This is a genomic window from Methylocystis suflitae (assembly GCF_024448135.1).
In the GTDB taxonomy this organism is placed as follows: Bacteria; Pseudomonadota; Alphaproteobacteria; order Rhizobiales; family Beijerinckiaceae; genus Methylocystis; species Methylocystis suflitae.
The window spans coordinates 1-20,610 of sequence record NZ_JAMRYX010000174.1; the positions used below are offsets into that span (position 1 = coordinate 1).

Sequence of the window (20,610 nt, forward strand, 5' to 3'; positions counted from 1 at the left end):
GGCGCCTCTGGCATTTTCCTCAAACTTTCCGCCGTTAGGCAGCCTTGGACTCGACGATCGTCGCGGTGGGCGCGGCGACGCCGATGTCAATGCGGCGGGGTTTCTGAGCTTCCGGAAGCTCGCGCACGAGATCCACGTGCAGCAATCCATTGACCAGACTCGCGCCGGTTACGACGACGTGGTCGGCAAGCTGGAAGCGACGCTCAAAGGCCCGTGCGGCGATGCCCTGATGCAGGACCTCGCGGCCGTCGGAAGGCTGCGCCGGCTCTTTCGATCCTTTGACGGACAGCGTGTTTTCCTTGGTCTCGACGGACAGTTCCTCGCGCGAGAAGCCGGCGACCGCGAGGGTCACGCGATAGGCGTTCTCGCCCGTGCGTTCGATATTGTAAGGCGGGTAGCTTTGGGTCGTCTCGAAGCCGCTGGCCTGATCGAGCAGGTTGAACAGACGGTCGAAGCCGACGGTCTGGCGATACAGCGGAGAGAGATCGAACTGACGCATGACATATCCTCCAGTTGAGCGACATGCGGCGCGCTAGCGTTATCGCGCCGCGCCTCTTAGCGCGTCCGTTACGGCCCGCGCTGGCAACGATTTAGGAAGCGCTGCGGCGTCGTTCAAGAGGCCCTGGCGGGATCCGGCGATGCAGAATTTCAGGCCGGCAGCGAATGGCGCTCGGGCGCGCGAAACGGCGACTCGAGCGCCAGCACGAGCCTGACCAGATCCGCCTGACGGCTCGCGCCGGTCTTCTGGAAGATGCTTTTCAGATAGCCTTTGACAGTTCCTTCGCTCAGACCAAGCGCGCGCGCGGTCGCCGGCACGCCGCCTACTTCGGCGATGGCGAGCAGCACCGAACTCTCGCGGGCGGTGAGGCCGAACACGCCCGCGGCGACGGCTCCATCCTCGCTGGCGTTGAGCGCGAACCTGCGCAGAAACAGCGCCGTCAGTCCGTTCGACAGCGGCAGCACATGCATCACGCAGCAGCGCGACTCTCCGCGTTTCACCATGATCGCGAAGGCTTCCGCATCGGCCCCGCCGATCCGGGCGAGCGCACGCTCCAATGCCTCCTTCGCGCGCGGATCGCGCAGAGTGAGCGTTTCGCCGCAGATCGCCAGCGCATCGCCTTCGGCAAGCATCTCGTCGGCGCTGCGATTCCGATGGGCGATGCGCATCCTGCTGTCGACGACAAGCACAGGCGATGTCAGCTCCTCGAACAATTCGGCGAGAGCGGATGTGTCAGACGCCGGCTTGTGCTGCGCGATGGCCTTGGCGAGATGCGGCAGAAACGCCTCAAGGCGCCCCTTCGCTTCGATGTCGGCGAGACCTGCGGCCTCATCGCGAAAGGCGACGAATAGGCAAACGCCCGTCTCGGATCGGTGAATGACTCCGCCGATCATATCGGCAAGGCCGAAGGGCGCCATCCAGCGTTGGTAGGCGCCGCTTTGATGAAGCGCGTCCCGCGAGACGAAGTCTTCCGCCGAGAACGCCCGACCGACGCCAATCTCGGCCAGCACGCGCGCCTTGATCGGATCGAGTTTGCGATGGTTGCGCAGATATTCGACGATCCATGCTTTCTGAGCGCGTGTCGAATGCTTGAGCTCCAACAGCGCCGAACAACGGTCTTCGAACAGCAGCGCTGCAAAGCGCGCATCTAGCAAACGCGCTATCTCGTCGAGCGCATGAGGCCAATGCTGAGCTTCGGCGCCCGCGGCTTTGATCGCCGCAATGACGCGCGCATCCGCATCTTTCGTTGTGGTCATGTCTTCACCCGGTGCGACCTCTCGCCACACCTTCGCAAAGCCGGTCTTCGCGAAGGCGCTTTCCGTACAGCGAAACGTCTTATTGCCCTGGAGCCCTTGAAAAATCGGCAAAAACACCAGGCGCCAATCAATCGCACCTTAACTTCTGTGTTGCGCAACTGCAACAAGGACAAGAATTTACGCAAATGCCGAGCGTCACCTCCCGATCGGGGGGAAACGGAGAAAAACGCAGCGGCTAAGTTGGATAAAATGAATCGGCGCGGCGGCACGGCAACTTCAACGACGACAGCAAAGACGGACGCAAGGCGGAAAGGCTTGCGCGCCTTTCTTGCCGCGACGCTTTTCGTCGTTTCGGCATTGATGCAGGCGACGATCGCGCCGCATGCGGCTCTGTCGGCGACGCAAGAGTTCTGCGCAAGAAGTCACGCCGCTGAGAACGGGAAAGCGCCGAGCGGCGCGCCGGCGCACGGCTGGCACGCGCACTGCGGCGCCTGCCCGATCGGAACGCCGCCGATCATTTCCGAAAGGCCGCCGGTCGCGCGGCTCGCACCGCCGCCAACCGCGGTTGTCATTTTCGACTCCTGGCCTTTCGAACCGCGAGAGCGCCGCCGGCCCGGCGAAACGCGCTCACGCGCGCCTCCCGCACTCTCCTGACGAAACAAAACTCGCACCGTTTCAACCGCCGTTCGCCGGCGGATCAGGAGAACTCATTCCATGTACCGTCCCGCCCTACTGCGCGGCGCAAGCGCTTGCGCGTTGATCCTCGCCTCGCTTACGACCGCCAAGGCCCAAGTCTCTCTTCCGCAGATCGTCGTCGGCGCGGCGCAGAGGGCGCCAACCACGCCGCCGCAGGACAAGGCCGACGAAACCGTCGTCACGCAGAAGGAAATCATTGAGGAGAAGCCGCCCGAGACGGATACGGCGAAGCTTCTCGAGCATCAGCCGGGCGTCAGCGTGCAGACAGGCGGCGGCGTTTCGGGCATCCCGGCGATCCGGGGTCTCGCCGATGATCGCCTGAAGATTGTCGTAGGCGGCGTGCAGGCCACGTCCTCCTGCGCCAATCATATGAATACGCCATTGAGCTACACCGATCCGAACACGATCGGCCGCGTTGAAGTCGTGACCGCGGTCTCGTCAGTCAGCAAAGGCGGCGATTCAATCGGCGGCTCGATCCTCGTCACTCCGAAATCGCCGGTGTTCGCGACGCCCGTCGTCGCGCCGGGAGTCGTCACGCCGGCGTCGCCCATCGTCGTCGCAAGTCCCTACCCTCCTGTTCCTTATCTGCCGCTGCCGGTTCCCGGGACGCTGCGGTTTGGGCCCAACAATGAAGTGCTGGCGACGGGAACGATCTCGGCCTTCTTCCGCGGCAACAACAATGGCGTCGGCGTTTCAGCGAACATCAACATGGCCAACGACCATTGGAGCCTTCTCTACAACGGGTCCTGGCAGCGGGCGACGAATTATCACGCCGGCGGCAACGGCGACAAAGTTCTCTCGACGAACTTCATGTCCGAGAACCACGCCGTCACGCTCGGCTACCAGAACGAAGGGCATCTGTTCACCTTCCGCGGCGCCTATCAGAACATCCCCTACCAGGGCTTTCCGAACCAGCGCATGGATATGACGCGCAATCGCTCCTATTCGCTGGACGCCCTCTACAAGGGCGCCTTCGAATGGGGCGTGCTGGAAGCGCGCGCCTATTGGCATCAGGTCTTTCACAAGATGGGATTCCTGGAGGACAGATTCTGGCTCAATCACCCGATGATCGCGCTCGGCCGCGACTTCGGCTATTCGGTAAAAGCGGAAATTCCTTACAGCGATCAGGATCTTTTCCGCGTCGGCAATGAGTTCCACGGCTATCGCCTGCAGGACTACTGGCCTTCCGATCTCACCGGTTTTACGCAAGGGTTCGCCACGCCGCCCGGCAGTTTGAGCCGGCCTTTCGCGAATGTGAACATCAACGGCGGCCAGCGAAACCGGTTTGGCACGTATGCCGAATGGGAACGCCGCTGGACGGCTCAGTGGTCAAGCCTGATTGGCGTGCGCAACGACATCGTCTGGATGGACACTGGTCCTGGCCAGAGCTACACGCCCTTTATCTTCCCCAACTCACCGCTCCTCGCACGCGCAAATAACCTGGCGGTCAATATCTTCAATGCGCAAAATCGCGCGCGCACCGACATCAATTTCGATTTGACCGCTCTGGCGCGCTATGAGCCGGAACCTGGCAGCGTTTACGAGTTCGGCTATTCGCGCAAGACGCGCTCGCCCAATCTCTATGAACGCTATATTTGGCCGGTCGCCGGCCCGTTCACGGCGATGTTCAACTGGTTCGGCGACGGCAACGGCTATACCGGCAACCTCAATCTGAAGCCGGAAGTCGCTCACAATGTCGCATTCACCGGCGCTTGGCGCGACATGTCGGGCGCCAACAATTGGGAAGCGCGGATTTCGCCCTTCTACACCTATGTCGAGAACTATATCGACGGCGCCAGAACCGGCGGGACCTTCAATCAGTTCCCGGTGGCGAACTCCTACATTTTCCAGATCATGCAGTTCCGCAACTTCAACGCGGAGCTCTATGGCGTCGACGGCTCGGGCAGAGTGAAGCTGCATGAATCGCCCGAATACGGCAGATTACAGGCGATCGGCGTCGTCAGTTTCGTCTATGGACGAAATCTCGACATCGGCAATCCGCAGTATTGTTTGCCAGGCGCCGGCTTGTGCTCTGTCGCGTCCTTCCTGATCAAGAAGGGCGACGGTCTGTGGAATTTGATGCCCGCCAATGCGCGCATTGCGCTCGAGCACCAGATTGGCGGTTTGAGCATGGCCGCCGAAACGCAACTCGTCGCGCCCAAGGATCACGTGTCGGCGAACAAGGGCGAGTTCACGACCCCGGCGTATGCGCTACTCAATCTGCGCGCGGCCTATGAGTGGAGCAATATGCGCATCGACCTTGGCGTCGACAATGTCACCGATGCGCTCTACTCGTTGCCGCTTGGCGGGTTCGACTTAACGAACTATTCGCGCAATGCGTTCCTCTTCGGACGCAATGCGGGTCTTGCGAGCGTGCGTCAGGTGCCCGGCATGGGTCGGAACTTTTATGCCGGACTGACCGTGAGGTTCTGACCGGGACGCTTTATTTTCAAAGGCGGCGCGCTGTTGCGCCGCCTTTCCTCCGGATGCTTATGATGCGGCGATCTCTCCTTGTGACCCTTTTGCTCGGCGCTTCGCTTGCGTCGGCGCACGCCGAGATCATCGGCGCGACCGCGCCGCGCGCTGTCGCCGAGGACGAGATGAAGGCCTCTCTGGGAGAGGTCGATCTCGTGGGCGCAAATGGCGCGCCGCTAGATCTGCGCGCGCTGATGGCGAACGGCCGGCCGACGCTTGTTAGCCTGTGGGCATATTGGTGCCCGAATTGTCTCGCTGAAATGAAAGGCTTCAAGGCGATCGCCGCCGCCTGCCCCGATCGCTGGAATATCGTCTTCGTCTCGGCGCGCGCGAGCGACTACCCCAAGGACCTGGCGAAGTTCAAAACCTACGGCCTGCCCTGGAAAATCTTCCGCGTCGGCGATTCCACGAGGACGGACGTCTCAAAAGCCATGAGCGCCCGGGCCTTCTACGGCGCCACGGCCGACGGCGGCGTAGTCGCCCCGCTGCACTATCTGATCGCCGCTTCCGGACGGGTCGACGCTATCGTCAGCGGCAGACTGAACTTCGCGGAACCCCAGCGTCTCGCCGCCTTCTGCGCCGATTGAAACGGCGCCGTTCGGCCTTGTCGCCAAAATGCATTATCTTGGCGCGAAGATTCGGCCTCAGAGCGCCGAGGAGATCCCATGCGAGAACTTGTCGCGTCGCCCGGCAACCCGATCCCCGAGGGCGCCGCCGTTTACATCCTGAAGACGCGGGACGGCCGGCGATTGCGCGCCGCCGCTTTTCCCTGCAGCGAGCGGGCGCGCGGCACGGTGGCGCTGTTTCAGGGCCACAATGAATTTATCGAAAAATATTTCGAGATCATCGAGGAGTTGCGCAGCCGCCGCCTCGACGTGGTCGCGCTCGATTGGCGCGGCCAGGCCGGCTCGGAACGCGAGCTCGCCGACCCGCGTAAGGGCCACATCGACGACTTCTCGCAATATCAGCGTGATCTGGAGGTTTTCATCTCCCAGGTGTTGAGCGACCGGCCACAGCCCTGGTTCGCCCTCGCCCATTCGATGGGCGCGGCCATCCTGCTGGACGCGGCGCATGGAGGAAAAACGCCGTTCCAGCGCTTCGTGCTGACCGCCCCCATGATTGATCTCGCCAATCTGCGGTTTCCGCGCGCCTCACGCTGGCTCGCGGACACGCTCGACATGTGCGGACTGGGCGGCATGTACATACCAGGCGGAACCGGCGCCTCCTTTATCGAGAAGCCCTTCGAAGGCAATCTGCTGACCACCGATCGGGACCGCTTCGAACGAAACGCCGCCATTCTCAGGGTGGCGCCGCAGCTCGCCATCGGCGATCCGACGATCGGCTGGGTCAACGCCGCCTTCCGTCTCATGAGGGGCTTCGAATCGCCCGACTATGCCCGAAGTATCCGCGCTACCATTCTGATGTTCGGCTGCGGGCGCGAGATGATCGTCTCCAACGCCGGCATCGAGCGTTTCGCTCAAAATCTCGACAGCGGCGCTCTCGCCATGATCCCCGGCGCCAAGCATGAACTCATGATGGAGCGCGACGAGTTTCGCAGTCAGTTCTGGCGCGGCTTCGACGCGTTCATTCCGGGCGAAGCGCGCGTTTCCTAGACAGTGTGATCGCCGAGCAGCTTCAACGCCTCTTCGTGCAGCGCTGGGTCCCCCGCCGCGACGATGGCCCCGCCCAGCGCCGCCGCGCCGCCGCTCCAGTTAGTGACGACGCCCCCCGCGCCCTCGATGATCGGAATCAGCGCGACGATGTCGTAAGGGTGCAAATTCGTCTCGATGACGAGGTCGACATGGCCGGCCGCAAGCGCGCAATAGGCGTAGCAGTCGCCGCCGTAGCGGGAAAGCCGCGCCGCGCGCTCAACGCGGTGAAAATGCTCGCGCAGCGCAGGCTCGATCAGCAGCGGCGAGGTCGTCATCACCGTCGCCTGCGCGAGCTTTGGACAGTGGCGCGTGGCGATCCTGCGCGTCTCGAGGGCGCCCCGCGCGCCCTCCGGCCCGCGCGCCGGCCCGCGCCAATACGCGGCCTCGCCGTCACCGAAGAACCGCTCTCGAGTAAACGGCTGGCTCATCAGGCCGTAGCAGGGACGCCCGCGATGCGTGAGGCCGATCAGAGTGCCCCATAGCGGCAGGCCGCAGATGAAGCTCTTGGTGCCGTCGATCGGATCAAGCACCCAGACATATTCGGCGTTTTCGCGTAAGTGTCCGAATTCCTCGCCATAGACCCCGTGGTCGGGGAAGGTCGCCTCGATCAGCCGCCGCATGGCGAGTTCGGCGCCGCGGTCGGCTTCCGTGACGGGATCGAACGCCCCGCCATGCGCCTTGTCGTCGGCGGCGAGCGCGGTCCTGAAAAAAGGCATGATGGCTTCCGCCGAAACGTCGGCGAGGCGCTCAACGAACTTCTCGAAATCAACGGCGGTCATGCCAGCTCCCAGCGGGGCGCGTCGAGCGCCCGGCTATTCGGCCGCCGCCCGCCGCTCACCGCCCAAAATCTCGCTCAAGTCTTCGTGCCGCGCCACCGCCGCCATGACGTCCGCAAGATCGCGCGCGACGGCGTCGAAGCGCTCGTTCTTCTGGAGCGTAGACTCGTCCATGTAAAGGCCACGCGACACTTCGATCTGGAGCGCGTGCCAGCCCCCGGCGGGCTTGCCGTAATGCTCGGTAATAAAACCGCCCGCGTAGGGCCGATTGCGCATGACGTGGTAGCCGCGGCCCCGCAATCGATCCTCGACAACGTCGACGAGTCCGGTGGAGACGCTGGCGCCGTAGCGATCGCCAATGACGAAGTCGATGCGTCGCTTGTCGCCCCGCGGCGAAAGCAAGGGATCGCGGGCGCCGGTCGAAGGCATCGAATGGCAGTCGATCAGCACGGCGACGCCAAAACGCGCCGCGGCGCGCTCCATCAGGCCGCGTAAGGCCGCGTGGTAGGGCTTGTAGAGGCTGTCGATGCGCCGCAAGCCCTCGTCGAGCGTAAGGCGGCTCGCATAGATCTCGCGCGCGTCGGCGACCACGCGCGGGATCGTCCCAAGTCCGGCCGCGACGCGCAGAGAGCGCGTATTGGCGAAGGACGGCAAAGCGCCGTCGAAGAGCTTGGGGTCGAGTTCATAGGGTTCGCGATTGAGATCGAGATAGGCGCGGGGAAAGCGCGCCCGCAGCAAAGGCGCTCCCATGGATGAGGCCGAGGCGAAGAGATCGTCGACATAGGCGTCTTCCGAACGGCGCAGCGTCGCCGCGTCGAGCGGCGTCGCGGCGAGAAAGCGCGCAGGATAGATCCGGCCCGAATGCGGTGAGGAAAAGACCAGCGGCGAAACGAGCGCGTCAGGCTCGATGATGTCGAAGGCGCGTTCAAATTCCGGTTCGCAGCAGGGCGTCGCCGTCGAATTGGTTTCGCGCCACTCGCGCATGCCGTCGTTCATTCGTTTTTCTCGTTTCCGCGCCGCGACCGCCTCCTCAGACGAGCGCCGGCGTGGCGGATCAGCTCAAAAAGGACGATGCGTCGCGCTATACTGGGCGCTAAGTTAACGCGGCGCCACCCCGGTTTCACCTGAAATTTACGAAGCTCGGGCGATATGGCTAAAAACCGCGAGGATGGCCATGAACGACAGACCGACTGCAAGAATTCTGCTTGCGGAAGACGACAACGACATGCGGCGCTTCCTGGTCAAGGCTTTGCAGCAGGCCGGTTTTTCCGTCACCTCATTCGACAACGGGCTTTCCGCTTATGATCAGCTGCGGGTCGAACCCTTCGAACTCCTGCTGACCGACATCGTCATGCCCGAGATGGACGGAATCGAACTCGCCCGCCGCGCGACCGAGCTCGATCCCGACATCAGGGTCATGTTCATCACCGGCTTCGCCGCCGTGGCGCTCAACCCCGACAGTCACGCGCCGCGACAGGCGAAAATCCTCTCCAAACCCTTCCACCTGCGGGATTTGGTCACCGAGGTGCACAGAATGCTTGCGGCATAAGCGCTTTAGAATCATGGCTTTTGGGCCTGATCGCCCAAATGCAGATTCATCGTAGCGCTGCTCTAGGCGCAGGCTTCGCAGATCGCGGCGACATGGCGGTCGTCCGTCCCGCAACAGCCGCCCAGGATGCGTAGGCCGGGATATGTCTCGCGCAATCTGCGATATCTGCGGCCGAGATCGATCGGATCGCCCGAGTCGAGCGTTTCCGATTCGTCCAGCTCGGCGTGGCTTTTTGTCGAAGCGTTGGCCTTGACGCCCAGCAGCCGACTCATCCACGGCGCGTCCGCAGAGAGCGCCTGCTCGAAATGCGTCGGATGGGCGCAGTTGATCATGTAATAGGCAGGCGCTGCGTCCGTTTCGCGATCCACCGTCTCGACCGCCTCGCGCAAGCTCCGCCCGCCGATAAGCTTGCCGTCGGTCTCCACCGTGAACGAAATTGAGCAGGGCATGGCGAGCGCGCGGGCGGCGCGGGCGATCCCGATCGCCTCTTCGATATCGTTCAGAGTGTAGGCCGCGACCATGTCGGCGGCCGTTTTGGCGAAGGAGGCGATCTGCGGCGCGTGATAGTCTTCCGCTTCCGTGGTGCTCATGCGCCCTTCCGCGTAGCCGTCTCCGCGCGGCCCGATCACGCCGGCGACGACGATCGGCGTTTGAGCCGTCTCCCAGGCCTGCCGAAGTTCGTCGAGAAGCGCGATCGATGCTTCATTGATGCGCTTCAACCCTGCTGCGTCATAGCCGATCTTCGCGCCCCAGTCGCGATTGGCGCGCCAGGTCGGAGTGTCCAGGATCAAGCCGCGTCCGTGGCGCCGCGCGATCGCGAGGTAGCGCTCGTAATAGGCGCGGAGCCGCGCCCGTCCCTCTTCACTGTCGAGCAGAACAAACGACGCGAAATACGGCAAGTCGACGCCCTCATGGAAGATAAGCGTCGTCTCCATGCCGCCGTCGCTGACGAAGAGCCCCGGCTTCAGCTGCGGCAGATCGGCTCGGTGTCCGGTCATATTCTATATTCCTCGGTTCTGGCGCCCGGCCGTTAGGGGCCAACTTGCCCATTTGCCCGCAGTGCGTTATCAGCGCCAGCAAATTCGCTTGTTTCGATCGGCCGACCCCGCGCCGCTGCGGCGTGGGTCTTCTGTCGTTTCCATCGCAAAAAGGATGCATCGCTATGAAAAAGGACATCCACCCCGGATATCATATGATCAAGGTCGTGATGACCGATGGCACGGAATTTACGACCCGTTCCACCTGGGGCAAGGAGGGGGACACGATGCACCTCGACATCGACCCGAAGACGCACCCGGCCTGGACGGGCGGGTCGACGCAACTGCTCGACCGCGGCGGACGTTTGTCCCGCTTCAACTCCCGCTTCGGAAATCTCTCTTTCGGCAAAAAATAAAAAGAAGGCGGCGGTCAAACCGCCGCCTCCAGTTGGTTCGCCTGAAGGATCTTACTGGGCGAAAGCGGCGCGCAGCCTCGCGATCTGCGCTTCGACCGGACTGGACGTCGGCGCCGGCGCGGCGAGCGCCGGCTCGAGCGCATGGATCAGCCGGTCGAGGTGGATAATCCGGGCTTGCAGGCGCAGCGACTGCAGCGACAGCTCGCGCAGACGGTCCGGCAAGCGCTGGAAGAGTTCGGGGGCCGAGGCCAGCTCCTGTTCGCGAAGCTTGACGCGATGCCGGTTGCTCGCCGCCTGATGGCGCGTCAGCTCGCCCTGATTCACCGCGCGCTGCAGCAGCAGCCAGGACGCAATCTGCATCAACCTTGTGGTCAGCCGCATGCTTTCAGCCGCATAGGCGAGAGCTTCGGTGCGTGGCAACGCCTTCGCCTCGAGACGTCCGTCGCCGTCGAGATAGGAAGCGGCCTCCTCCACGAGGGTCATTCCTTCGCGAAACAGAGCGCAAAAGCCCTCGGATCCCGCCAGTCTCTCGATGAAAGAGACCGGCTGCTTCTCCCCTACGCTGCCTTTGACTCGAGCCATACGAACGTTCACGCAAATTGGACGCGGCTGCGTCTTTCGGTGGCATGAACTGTAACGCAGAGGATCGAGGGGCGCGCGCTTAGCCTTTCCTTAACCTTAACGGGCCGCGCCGCGCCGAACGCAAAAAGAGAGCCGCGACGGCGGCTCTCAAGGCTTCTTGACAGGGAGGCATCAAGGACGAGTGGAGAAGAAGCCACTCGGACGTCCCACTTAAGGGACCCATTCAGGCTGCACGATAATCCTTAATTTAAGGTTAACGCGCCAAACGCGTAGCGACGGCAAAAGAGTCGTTTTCAGGAACCGCCTCTCGGGCCTGGAGCCGCTCGCCAGCATCGGCGATGAAGAGCACGCCTCAGGTCAACGCAACGTTCTGTCAAATCAACCGCAAAAGGGACTGGCTCCAGGACGAAAACTGGCGCATTTGAACAAGCCTCCGCGTGCGTCCCCCGGGCGCTCGCCGCGCTCGAAAAGCGTTGAACCTCCCACAACCCTCCCCCTAGGCTCTCCTTCAATGATTCGCTCCGCCTTGATGAATGTGATGACCGCCGCCGCCCTGAAAGCGGGACGTGGCCTTAAACGCGATTTCGGGGAGGTGGAGAACCTCCAAGTATCAGTGAAGGGTCCGGGCGATTTCGTTAGCGCGGCCGACAAGCGCGCCGAGAAGACTCTGTTCGAGGAGCTGTCGAAGGCGCGCCCCGGCTATGGCTTCATTCTGGAGGAAGGCGGCGTCGTCGAAGGCGCCGACAAGAGCCACCGCTGGATCATCGACCCGCTCGACGGCACGTCGAATTTCCTCCATGGCGTTCCGGTCTTCGCCATCTCTATCGGCCTGGAGCGCGAGGACCGCCTCGTCGCCGGCCTCGTCTACAATCCCGCCACCGACGACATGTTCGTCGCTGAGCTGGGCCAGGGCGCCTATTTCAACAATCGTCGCATGCGCGTCGCGGCGCGGCGTTCGCTCGGCGAGTCCATGGTGGCCTGTGGAATTCCGCCGCTGGCGCGGGTCCGCGATCATGAATCCTTCAAGCGCGAGCTTGCAGCCGGCATGGGAAAGATCGCCAATATTCGCCGCTTGGGCGCCGCGGCGCTCGATCTGGCGATGGTCGCCTGCGGGCGTTTCGACGGCTATTGGGAGCGCGGGATTAACTCCTGGGACGTGGCGGCGGGCATCGTGCTCGTTCGTGAAGCCGGCGGCTTTGTCAGCGATCTATCCGGCGGCGCAGACATGCTTGGCAAGGGCGAGATCTGCGCAGGCAATGAGGCGATTCACCGCCAGCTGCTCGATCTGATGAGGAAGGCATGAACGCCCCGCCCGCACATGCGTCGCGGAATCTGCGTTTGCGCATCGACGACGACTGGCCCTCCATTCTCGACCTTTGGGTCGCCTCCTGGCGGGCTACCTATCCCGAGATCGACTTCGAGGCGCGCCGCGACTGGCTCCAACGCCGCCTTCGAGAATTAGAAGCGATTGGCGCGGTGACGCTCTGCCTGTTTGACGCTCAGTCGACGCTTGCAGGCTTCGTCGTGATCAATCCGACGGACGGCTGGCTCGATCAGATTTGCGTCGCTCCCGATCGATTCGGCGCAGGCTTTGGAGCCTCGCTGCTGTCAGCGGCGCGAAACGTCTCGCCAAGGCTTATTCGGCTAGACGTCAATGCGGACAACGCTCGCGCCATCCGCTTTTACGAACGTGACGGATTTTCGCGCGTCGGGCGCGGCGCGAACACATTGTCCGGGCGCGAAACCGTCGTCATGGAATGGCGACCGCTGGGCGACTAACAATTCTCGCCTGCCGGGTTTTCATCGGGCGTCCGCTCCTATAATATTAATCGCGCATTCGAGTTTCGGCCGAACGATCTTGCTCTCTCGTCTCAAGACGCGCGGCGCCTGACCTTCCCCAAGCTTCGATTGACTGAGAAGAACGCAGCGATCCGCAGCGTTTCCGCGATTTTGAAAGGAAAAGCCATGCCGACAGGCGCCGTAAAGTGGTTCAACGCACAAAAGGGCTTCGGCTTCATTCAGCCGGATGCCGGCGGCCAGGACGTCTTCGTTCACATCAGCGCCGTCGAGCGCGCAGGCCTCGACAGCCTCGCTGAAGGCCAGAAGGTTTCCTACGAACTCGTCGTGGACAAGCGTAGCGGCAGATCCTCCGCAGATAAGCTGCAACTTCAGGACTAAACTTCGCCGCCTTGGCGCTGCTCGCCCAGATGTGCGATGCGGATCATGTTTGTCGCGCCCGGCGTGCCGAAAGGCATGCCGGCGACGATGATGACCCGGTCGCCAGGGCCGCCGAACCCCTCGCTCTCCGAATATTCGCAGGCGCGCCCCACCATGTCTTCAATGTCGACGGCGTCGCGCGTCTCCAGTGCGTGCACGCCCCAGACAAGCGCCAGACGACGGGCGGTGTCGCGCTTGGGCGTCAGCGCGAGAATCGGCGACTGTGGCCGTTCGCGGGCGATACGCAGCGCCGTCGTGCCGGATGACGTCCACGCGATGATCGCCTTCGAATGAAGCGTCTGCGCCACGTCGCGGGCGGCGACGGCGATAGCGTCGGCTGAGGTCGGATTGGGCAATTCGCCGCGCTGAGCATTGATGATCGAGCGGTAGATCGCGTCCGTCTCGACCTCTTCCGCGATCCGGCTCATGGTGGCGACCGCTTCGTGCGGATATTGCCCCGCCGCGCTTTCGGCGGAGAGCATGACGGCGTCCGCGCCTTCAAAGACGGCGGTGGCGACGTCGGATACCTCGGCGCGCGTCGGCAAGGGCGACAGGATCATCGACTCGAGCATCTGCGTCGCGATGACGACCGGCTTGCCCAGCCGTCGCGCTGAACGGTTGATGCGTTTTTGAAGTCCTGGGACGCGCTCGAGCGGCACTTCGACGCCAAGGTCGCCGCGCGCGACCATCAGCGCGTCAGAAACCTCGATCACCTCCTCGAGCCGCGAAATCGCTTGGGGCTTCTCGATCTTCGCCATGACCATCACACGGCCTTGCGTGATCTGCTTCACTTCAAGGACGTCTTCGGGACGCTGGACGAAGGAGATCGCAACCCAGTCGACGCGCTCTTTGAGCGCGGCGTCGAGATCGGCGCGATCCTTGTTGGTCATCGAGGTGATCGGAATTTCAGTGTCGGGCAGACTGACGCCCTTGCGGTTCGAGAGGCGCCCAGCGACGTCGACGACGGCGTGCGCCCGCTCTGGAGAGGTCTCGACCACATGCAGCCGCACGCGCCCATCGTCGATGAGGATCGAATCATTGACCTTGAGCGCCGCTAAAATCTCGGGATGCGGCAGGCGCACGCGCGTGGCGTCGCCGGGTTTGGGGTCGCTGTCGAAGACGAAGACGTCCCCCTTGCGCAGATGCACTGAGCCTTCCTCGAAGGCGCCGATGCGCAGCTTCGGGCCCTGAAGATCGACGAGTACGGCGATCGCACGCGAGATGTCGTTCTCGATTTCGCGGATGATCCGAACATAGCTGGCGAGGCCGGCATGATCCGTGTGGCTCATGTTGATGCGGAAGACGTCGGCGCCGGCGCGCACGAGCCCCGCGATGACCGCTTTGTCCACCGTCGCCGGACCAAGCGTTGCGATAATCTTGACGCGCCGCGACCTTCTCATGATGAAGCCGTTCCTGAATTGAGTTATTGCGCGGGCGCGGCGTTGGGGTCAGTGAGCTGAACCGTCCAGCTCTTCGCGTCCCGTCCCGTGTCGATTTCGAAAAATCCGGTTCGATCAAAACCGCGCGCGAAACAGTCCTCTCGGCCGTCGATGCGGAATTCCCGATCACGCGTGCACATGAACGCCTTACCCTTCCACTCGCCGCCGCGCTCGTCCATCGCGTAGACATAATAGTATTGGGCGGCGAGCGGACCGCGCAGAAGCGTTTCGCAAACGCTCGGCCGAAGGTTCCACCAACCCTCCGACAACCAGTTGCGCCCGTCGGTGTAAGCGATGGCGACGCTGACGCGCGCGCTCGTGTTGTTGCACAGACGAAAATCCGCGCGGGCTGACCCGGCGGCGCAAAACGTCAGAGCGGCAACAAGAACGGCGCGTCGAATCATATCTTTAGCGATGCCTGGAGGGGGCTGAAGATAGCTCGCTGACGCGCGCGCAAGCGGCGCAGCGGGCGGTCCTGCAAACCATGCTTGCGGGTCTTTGTCCACCCCGCGACCTCGGAGTCTCGCCGCTACCCCCCGCCCGCCGTGCAATCCGCCGGAACAAAGCAATCGGCCTAATGTTTAGGACCCGTACGCGCTTGCGTCCTCGGGAGGCATGAAAATGGAAAAGTCCGAAGTCATCACCACGTTGAACGAGCTTGCCGAAATCAGTCGCGACGGCGAGCAAGGGTTTCTGGCCGCGGCTGAAGACGTCGAAAATCCGACGCTAAAGACTGTGTTTCGAACGGCGGCCGCGCGCTGCGCTGAAGGCGCGAGGGAACTCGAATCGAAGATCGTCAGCTTAGGCGGCGAGCCTTCGAAGAGCGGCTCCATGACCGGCGCCATGCACCGCGCCTGGACCAATCTAAAGGCCGCCCTGACAAGCCGTTCAGAACGGGCGGTGCTGGAGGAGGTCGAGCGCGGCGAAGACGCCGCCAAGGACGCCTATCAGCAGGCCATCGCGCAACCTCTCCCTCCGGAGATCAGGTCGATGGTCCAGCGCCAGTATCAGGGCGTCAAGGAAAACCACGACCGCGTACGCAGCCTGCGCGACGCCGCGTGATGATGCTTTCGGGAGGAAGTGACGCACGCGTCACTTCCTTCCTTGCAGCGCCCGCGCCGCGCTGAGCGCGAAATAGGTCAGCACCCCCGAGGCGCCGGCGCGCTTGAAGCCGAGTAGACTTTCGAGCATGGCGCGCTCGCCATCGATCCAGCCGTTTTGCGCCGCAGCGGTAATCATCGCGTATTCGCCCGACACCTGATAGGCGAATGTTGGCGCCCGGTAGACGTCGACGACGCGTCGCACGATGTCGAGATACGGCATTCCAGGCTTCACCATCACCATATCGGCGCCCTGCTCCAGGTCGAGACCCACCTCGCGCAGCGCTTCGTCGGAATTGGCCGGATCCATTTGATAGGTGCGCTTGTCCCCTCTCAGCGTCTTGCTCGTGCCGATTGCGTCGCGGAACGGCCCGTAAAACGCCGACGCATATTTCGCGGCGTAGCTCATGATCTGAACATTCTCGAAACCCTCGGCGTCGAGCGCGTTGCGGATCGCTTCGACGCGTCCATCCATCATATCCGAGGGCGCAATGATGTCCGCGCCTGCGCGCGCTTGGGTGACGGCCTGCCGCGCCAACACGGCGACCGTGGCGTCGTTGACGATCTCGTCGCCGACGAGAAGGCCGTCATGACCATGGCTCGTGTAAGGATCGAGCGCGACATCGGTAATGAGGCCGATGTCGGGAACGGCGCTCTTGATCGCCTGGCAGGCGCGGCAGACGAGATTCTCGGGATCGAGCGCGGCGCTCGCGCGTTCATCGCGCAAGTCCGGATCGGTATAGGGGAAGAGCGCAACAGCGGGCACGCCGAGCGCAGCCGCCTCTGCGACAGCTTCAACCGCGGCGTCGACAGAGTAACGGAACACGCCCGGCATCGAGGCTACGGGCTCGCGTCGATCCGCCCCGTCGATCAAAAAGAGGGGCCAGATGAGGTCCGAGACCTCAAGCGCGTTTTCCCTGACGAGACGGCGCGCCCATTCGCTCTTCCGATTCCGACGGGGACGCTGTAGCAGGCTCAGCCGGACCGCTGCTTCAGCGGGCTTTCGTGCATCGTTCATGGCGCCTACTCTCTCCTCGCTGACATGCGCGCTTCCTTCGGTCATCACCGTCATCCGGTTTCGAGGCGAACCGACTTCAGGCTATAGAGGATCGACGGCCATTGCGCTTGCGCGAGGAAAAACCATTGAAAGTCGGCTCGCGCAACTCTTCTCTGAGCCGCTTGGCGCGCGCTTCGGCGATCGCCGCCAGCGCCCTTCTCGCTGCGAGCGCATCACTCGCACAGATCAAGCCGGCGACGCCAACGCCGCCGGTTCGAGCCCGCTCCGGCCCGGCGCAGCAAAAGCAAAGAACCCCCTCGCCTCCGCAGGAGGTTGCGCAGCCGCCGGCGCGGCAGCCCCGCGCAACGCGACCTCCGACGGTCGTATCGCCGACGCCGAGCGCGAAGCCCGTTCCGCGAACGCCGCGACCGCCGAGCGTCGACGCGCTGTCGCCGCCGCAAACGCCGCCGCCGGTCGATACAAGCCAGCCGCCGCCGACCCTCCCCCGCGCGCCGCGCGAGAAGATGCGGGCCTGCGCCGAGGAATGGGACAGGATGAAACGCGAGTCGAAAGAGGGTTTGCCGATATGGCGCGATTTCGCGACCGAATGCCTGACGCGCTAGGCGTCGCTAATGGCTGACGCGCGCCGGACGCGCCCAAATACAGTGAGAATGCTATCGCCCGGGATGCGTCTCACTGGACGCGCGCCCCCGGGCGATGAGTGCGTGAAGCGCTGCCGCAGTGACGCGAAAGACGATCGCGCATGCGAGGCGCTTCGGCTTACGCGGTCGCTGGCGCAGCTGGCGGGGTTGGCGTTTTCGCCTTGCGCGGCGTGCGCTTCTTCGCGGTAGCCTTGCGCGCGCTCTTCTTGGCGCCGGCCTTTTTCACAGCGCCGCGCTTTTTCGTCGCCACCTTGCGGACGCCCTTGCGGGCCGTCTTTTTCGCAGCGGACTTTCGCGTAGCCTTGCGGGCGCCCTTCTTGGCCGCTGACTTCTTCGTCGCAGCCTTCCTTGCGGTTTTACGCGCACCTTTCTTCGCCGCAGCCTTCTTGGCCGGCTTACGCTTCATTGTAGCTCTCGCCATAATAAGTCCCCTTGATCCGAATTGCCGGAACTATGGTCCACCGACAATACGCGCAAATAGCGTAACGCGGTTAAGCAGTCGTTCAAGTGGTGCGCGCGCAGAAGTGATCGACGCAACGCATGACGAGGCATGTTGAGCGCTGTCGCGCGACAAGCAAAATGATCGTGACGCTGCTTTGCAAACGCTTCGGCGAGACTATCGCGACAGGTTTGCGCCGCGCGTTTTATTGGCGTCGATCCGTGCGCGGAATCGGTTGGCTATATCCGTTCCGAGAAGGCCTCCAGACTGCAGCCACACGCTTTGTCGCAAGTCGCGCCTGTCGTTCAATTACTTGATTTGCTTTTGTATCCGCGAACAGTTGCGACTCGCGCACGCTGCCCGAGATCGACCGTGACGAAATATATCGCGACACGATGCAAAACTGCGGAACGCGCCTGTACTGGGCGGGCGACTCAACGCCGGCGGAGAGACGGCGGACGTGGAGCGGCGCCGACCTCGCGCGTCTCAAAGGCGCGCGCGAGGCCGCGCATTCGGAGAGAAAAAAAAATTGTGATCAGCGCGGTCGGATCAAAAAAAATTGGCGCGCGACAGCTTCGCAGGGAGAAGAATCGCGCAGCGCGTGTCGTGAACTGATTCGTTTTTTCGACGAACGGGCGCGCGTCAGACGCCCAACTTGCGCTTGAGCAGATCGTTCACCGACTGCGGATTCGCCTTGCCGCCCGTCTGCTTCATCACCTGTCCGACGAACCAGCCGAGCATCGTCGGCTTCGCCTTCGCCTGCTCTACCTTGTCGGGATTGGCGGCGATGACGGCGTCGACGGCGGCTTCAATCGCGCCTGTGTCGGTCACCTGCTTCATGCCGCGCGCTTCGACGATCTCCTTGGGGTCGCCGCCTTCCGTCCAGACGATCTCGAAAAGATCCTTGGCGATCTTGCCCGAAATAACATTCTGCGAGATGAGGTCGATGATCGCGCCCAGAGCCCGCGCCGACACTGGCGAGCGCGTGACGTCGAGCCCCTCCTTGTTCAGACGGCCGAACAACTCGTTGATCACCCAGTTGGCCGCAAGCTTGGCGTCGCGTCCCTTAGCCGTCTCCTCGAAATAGTCGGCGGCCGCGCGCTCCATCACAAGCACGCCGGCGTCGTAAGGCGGCAGGCCGTATTGATCGATAAAGCGCGCGCGCTTCGCGTCGGGCAGCTCCGGCAACTGCGCCCTGAGCGCCTCGACATATGGCTGGTCGAACTCGAGCGGCAGCAGATCCGGATCGGGAAAGTACCGATAATCATGCGCTTCCTCCTTGGAGCGCATCGAGCGCGTCTCTCCCCTCCCTGGATCGAAGAGTCGCGTCTCCTGGGCGATCGCGCCGCCGTCTTCGAGAATGCCGATCTGTCGACGCGCCTCGACGTCGATCGCCTGGCCGATGAAGCGGATGGAGTTGACGTTCTTGATTTCGCAGCGCGTGCCGAGCGGCGCGCCGGGGCGGCGCACCGAGACGTTGACGTCGGCGCGCAGCGAACCCTGCTCCATGTTGCCGTCGCAGGAGCCGATGTAGCGCAAGATTGTCCGCAACTTCGAAACATAGGCGCGCGCCTCCTCAGCCGAACGCAGGTCGGGCTTGGAGACGATCTCCATGAGCGCGACGCCGCTGCGATTGAGATCGACGTGGCTTTCCGTCGCCGAAAGATCATGCAGCGACTTGCCGGCGTCCTGCTCGAGATGCAGACGCTCGATGCCCACGGTGATGCGCTCGCTCGGCGACACGTCGACGATCACGGCGCCTTCGCCGACGATCGGGTGCTTGTACTGAGAGATCTGGTAGCCCTGCGGCAGGTCGGGATAGAAATAGTTCTTGCGGTCGAAAACCGAACGCAGGTTGATCTTGGCCTCTAAGCCGAGACCTGTGCGGATCGCCTGCTTGACGCATTCCTCGTTGATGACCGGCAGCATGCCCGGCATGGCCGCATCGACCAGGGAAACGTGATCGTTCGGCGCGCCGCCATACTCCGCGGAAGCGCCGGAGAAGAGCTTGGCGTTGCTCGTCACCTGCGCATGTATCTCCATGCCGATCACGACTTCCCAGTCGCCGGTTGCGCCGCTGATGAGCTTGTTGGGAGCCGCCTGTGTCGTCATATCCGCCTCGCTAAACTTACGCCTTCCATATAAACCACGCTTCGCAAGAGCGGAACGGCCGGCGCGCAGCAGAGGGAAACGGGCGAGATGGCCACGGAACGGAATTCTGAGGACAGCCGCAACGGCCTAATCGCCCGCATGCGCAGCGCGCCCCGCTATGTGAGCATTCCTGTAGGCGTCGGCCTGATCCTCGGGGGAACCATTCTTGCGCCGCTTCCCATCTTCGGGGTGTGGATGCTGCCTTTGGGCCTTGCGATCCTCGCCCCGCACTCCCCGGGCGCTCACAGGCTGTCGCGGCGTTTTCATTGGTGGTCGCTTAAGTTCCTGCGCTGGTCGATCCGCAACGGTTTCGTCCGCGTCAAGAGAAAGGGCCGCAACGGCGATCAGGAGGAACGGTCGCCGTCCGCCGATCCTTGAGAGACGCCCTTGAGCGCGCGAGCGCCCATCAGCCGCTCTTCGTACTGGATCGACCAGTCGATCAGCGCGCGCCACAGGGTCATCGCGACCTCGACCGACAGTCCCTCGCGGCGTGCGGCGCCAAGCACATGCGCCAATACTTCGTCGACGCGCTCGGGGACATTGGCGGGGATTCCCAGCGCGGGTTTGATCCTTGCGGCCCGCTCGATTTGTCGCTGGCGCTTTGCAAGCAGCGTCACAAGCTCCTCGTCCAGCTCGTCGATCAAGCGACGCACGTCGGACATTTCGTCCTGCAGCGCTTGCTGGGGGCGTTCCGCAATGTCCTTTTCAGCGCTCGGCGTCGTCATCA

24 protein-coding genes are annotated in these 20,610 nt (G+C 63.2%); 12 read left to right on the forward strand and 12 right to left on the reverse strand.

Going from position 1 to position 20,610, the window contains the following annotated elements:
* Positions 1 to 34 precede the first annotated feature (34 nt).
* On the reverse strand, positions 35 to 499 hold the full coding sequence (locus NEI07_RS13235; RefSeq protein WP_256035145.1) for an Hsp20 family protein: 465 nt from the start codon (positions 497 to 499) through the stop codon (positions 35 to 37).
* Positions 500 to 648: 149 nt separating this feature from the next.
* Positions 649 to 1,755: a helix-turn-helix transcriptional regulator gene (locus NEI07_RS13240; protein ID WP_256035147.1), complete on the reverse strand. Its 1,107-nt coding sequence runs from the start codon at positions 1,753 to 1,755 to the stop codon at positions 649 to 651.
* Positions 1,756 to 2,070: 315 nt separating this feature from the next.
* On the opposite strand from NEI07_RS13240, the gene NEI07_RS13245 reads away from it, so the two are divergent.
* The 4 genes from NEI07_RS13245 to NEI07_RS13260 all read left to right on the forward strand — a co-directional run bounded on the left by NEI07_RS13245 (position 2,071) and on the right by NEI07_RS13260 (position 6,539).
* The gene (locus NEI07_RS13245) at positions 2,071 to 2,409 is read left to right on the forward strand and encodes a DUF2946 family protein (protein WP_256035149.1); all 339 of its coding nucleotides are present in this window, start codon (positions 2,071 to 2,073) and stop codon (positions 2,407 to 2,409) included.
* Positions 2,410 to 2,469: 60 nt separating this feature from the next.
* Positions 2,470 to 4,884, forward strand: coding sequence for a TonB-dependent receptor (locus NEI07_RS13250; RefSeq protein WP_256035151.1), 2,415 nt, complete (start codon positions 2,470 to 2,472; stop codon positions 4,882 to 4,884).
* 80 nt (positions 4,885 to 4,964) lie between these two features.
* A complete protein-coding gene (locus NEI07_RS13255) occupies positions 4,965 to 5,513 on the forward strand; it encodes a TlpA family protein disulfide reductase (RefSeq protein WP_256035152.1) in 549 nt (182 codons plus the stop codon).
* Between the two features lie 78 nt (positions 5,514 to 5,591).
* Positions 5,592 to 6,539, forward strand: a complete 948-nt coding sequence (locus NEI07_RS13260) for an alpha/beta fold hydrolase (RefSeq protein ID WP_256035154.1) — start codon at positions 5,592 to 5,594, stop codon at positions 6,537 to 6,539.
* On the opposite strand, the gene hisN is transcribed toward NEI07_RS13260, so the two are convergent.
* A complete protein-coding gene (gene hisN, locus NEI07_RS13265; RefSeq protein ID WP_256035156.1) occupies positions 6,536 to 7,357 on the reverse strand; it encodes a histidinol-phosphatase in 822 nt (273 codons plus the stop codon). The two genes, NEI07_RS13260 and hisN, sit on opposite strands and share 4 nt — an antisense overlap.
* Before the next feature lie 33 nt (positions 7,358 to 7,390).
* Entirely contained in the window at positions 7,391 to 8,350 is a 960-nt protein-coding gene (locus NEI07_RS13270) for an N-formylglutamate amidohydrolase (RefSeq protein ID WP_256035159.1), read from the reverse strand.
* A gap of 178 nt (positions 8,351 to 8,528) precedes the next feature.
* Here NEI07_RS13270 and cpdR point away from each other — a divergent pair, with 178 nt between their 5' ends.
* The gene (gene cpdR / locus NEI07_RS13275) at positions 8,529 to 8,903 is read left to right on the forward strand and encodes a cell cycle two-component system response regulator CpdR (protein WP_026223012.1); all 375 of its coding nucleotides are present in this window, start codon (positions 8,529 to 8,531) and stop codon (positions 8,901 to 8,903) included.
* Positions 8,904 to 8,965: 62 nt separating this feature from the next.
* Here the strand turns inward: cpdR and NEI07_RS13280 are convergent, their stop codons facing one another.
* A complete protein-coding gene (locus NEI07_RS13280; protein WP_256035162.1) occupies positions 8,966 to 9,901 on the reverse strand; it encodes a homocysteine S-methyltransferase family protein in 936 nt (311 codons plus the stop codon).
* Positions 9,902 to 10,065: 164 nt separating this feature from the next.
* Here NEI07_RS13280 and rpmE point away from each other — a divergent pair, with 164 nt between their 5' ends.
* Positions 10,066 to 10,296, forward strand: coding sequence for a 50S ribosomal protein L31 (gene rpmE / locus NEI07_RS13285; RefSeq protein WP_175094470.1), 231 nt, complete (start codon positions 10,066 to 10,068; stop codon positions 10,294 to 10,296).
* A 51-nt stretch (positions 10,297 to 10,347) separates the two neighbouring features.
* Here the strand turns inward: rpmE and rcdA are convergent, their stop codons facing one another.
* Positions 10,348 to 10,878, reverse strand: coding sequence for a protease adaptor protein RcdA (rcdA, locus tag NEI07_RS13290; protein ID WP_256035165.1), 531 nt, complete (start codon positions 10,876 to 10,878; stop codon positions 10,348 to 10,350).
* A gap of 511 nt (positions 10,879 to 11,389) precedes the next feature.
* On the opposite strand from rcdA, the gene NEI07_RS13295 reads away from it, so the two are divergent.
* From NEI07_RS13295 to NEI07_RS13305, 3 genes are all read left to right on the forward strand, one after another.
* The gene (locus NEI07_RS13295; protein ID WP_256035166.1) at positions 11,390 to 12,181 is read left to right on the forward strand and encodes an inositol monophosphatase family protein; all 792 of its coding nucleotides are present in this window, start codon (positions 11,390 to 11,392) and stop codon (positions 12,179 to 12,181) included.
* Positions 12,178 to 12,657, forward strand: a complete 480-nt coding sequence (locus NEI07_RS13300; RefSeq protein WP_256035167.1) for a GNAT family N-acetyltransferase — start codon at positions 12,178 to 12,180, stop codon at positions 12,655 to 12,657. Before NEI07_RS13295 ends, NEI07_RS13300 begins: the two co-directional genes overlap by 4 nt.
* A gap of 186 nt (positions 12,658 to 12,843) precedes the next feature.
* A complete protein-coding gene (locus NEI07_RS13305; protein ID WP_014893040.1) occupies positions 12,844 to 13,056 on the forward strand; it encodes a cold-shock protein in 213 nt (70 codons plus the stop codon).
* Here the strand turns inward: NEI07_RS13305 and pyk are convergent.
* Positions 13,053 to 14,495, reverse strand: coding sequence for a pyruvate kinase (gene pyk, locus NEI07_RS13310; protein ID WP_123176427.1), 1,443 nt, complete (start codon positions 14,493 to 14,495; stop codon positions 13,053 to 13,055). The genes NEI07_RS13305 and pyk overlap by 4 nt on opposite strands.
* 23 nt (positions 14,496 to 14,518) lie before the next feature.
* Positions 14,519 to 14,938, reverse strand: coding sequence for a DUF1036 domain-containing protein (locus NEI07_RS13315; protein WP_123176428.1), 420 nt, complete (start codon positions 14,936 to 14,938; stop codon positions 14,519 to 14,521).
* Positions 14,939 to 15,155: 217 nt separating this feature from the next.
* On the opposite strand from NEI07_RS13315, the gene NEI07_RS13320 reads away from it, so the two are divergent.
* Complete coding sequence (locus tag NEI07_RS13320) at positions 15,156 to 15,596, forward strand: PA2169 family four-helix-bundle protein (protein ID WP_256035168.1); 441 nt, start codon at positions 15,156 to 15,158, stop codon at positions 15,594 to 15,596.
* Between the two features lie 30 nt (positions 15,597 to 15,626).
* On the opposite strand, the gene hemB is transcribed toward NEI07_RS13320, so the two are convergent.
* The gene (gene hemB, locus NEI07_RS13325; protein WP_256035169.1) at positions 15,627 to 16,652 is read right to left on the reverse strand and encodes a porphobilinogen synthase; all 1,026 of its coding nucleotides are present in this window, start codon (positions 16,650 to 16,652) and stop codon (positions 15,627 to 15,629) included.
* 125 nt (positions 16,653 to 16,777) lie between these two features.
* Between hemB and NEI07_RS13330 the strand changes: the two genes are divergently transcribed.
* Entirely contained in the window at positions 16,778 to 17,254 is a 477-nt protein-coding gene (locus NEI07_RS13330; RefSeq protein ID WP_256035171.1) for a hypothetical protein, read from the forward strand.
* Positions 17,255 to 17,411: 157 nt separating this feature from the next.
* Here the strand turns inward: NEI07_RS13330 and NEI07_RS13335 are convergent, their stop codons facing one another.
* Entirely contained in the window at positions 17,412 to 17,699 is a 288-nt protein-coding gene (locus NEI07_RS13335) for a histone (protein ID WP_256035172.1), read from the reverse strand.
* Between the two features lie 675 nt (positions 17,700 to 18,374).
* On the reverse strand, positions 18,375 to 19,844 hold the full coding sequence (gene gatB / locus NEI07_RS13340) for an Asp-tRNA(Asn)/Glu-tRNA(Gln) amidotransferase subunit GatB (RefSeq protein ID WP_256035174.1): 1,470 nt from the start codon (positions 19,842 to 19,844) through the stop codon (positions 18,375 to 18,377).
* A gap of 87 nt (positions 19,845 to 19,931) precedes the next feature.
* Here gatB and NEI07_RS13345 point away from each other — a divergent pair, with 87 nt between their 5' ends.
* Positions 19,932 to 20,261 carry a PGPGW domain-containing protein gene (locus NEI07_RS13345; protein ID WP_256035176.1) on the forward strand — a complete coding sequence of 110 codons (330 nt, stop codon included), beginning with the start codon at positions 19,932 to 19,934 and terminating at the stop codon, positions 20,259 to 20,261.
* Here NEI07_RS13345 and NEI07_RS13350 read toward each other — a convergent pair.
* Entirely contained in the window at positions 20,228 to 20,608 is a 381-nt protein-coding gene (locus NEI07_RS13350) for a chorismate mutase (protein WP_256035178.1), read from the reverse strand. The genes NEI07_RS13345 and NEI07_RS13350 overlap by 34 nt on opposite strands.
* Between the last annotated feature and the right edge of the window lie 2 nt (positions 20,609 to 20,610).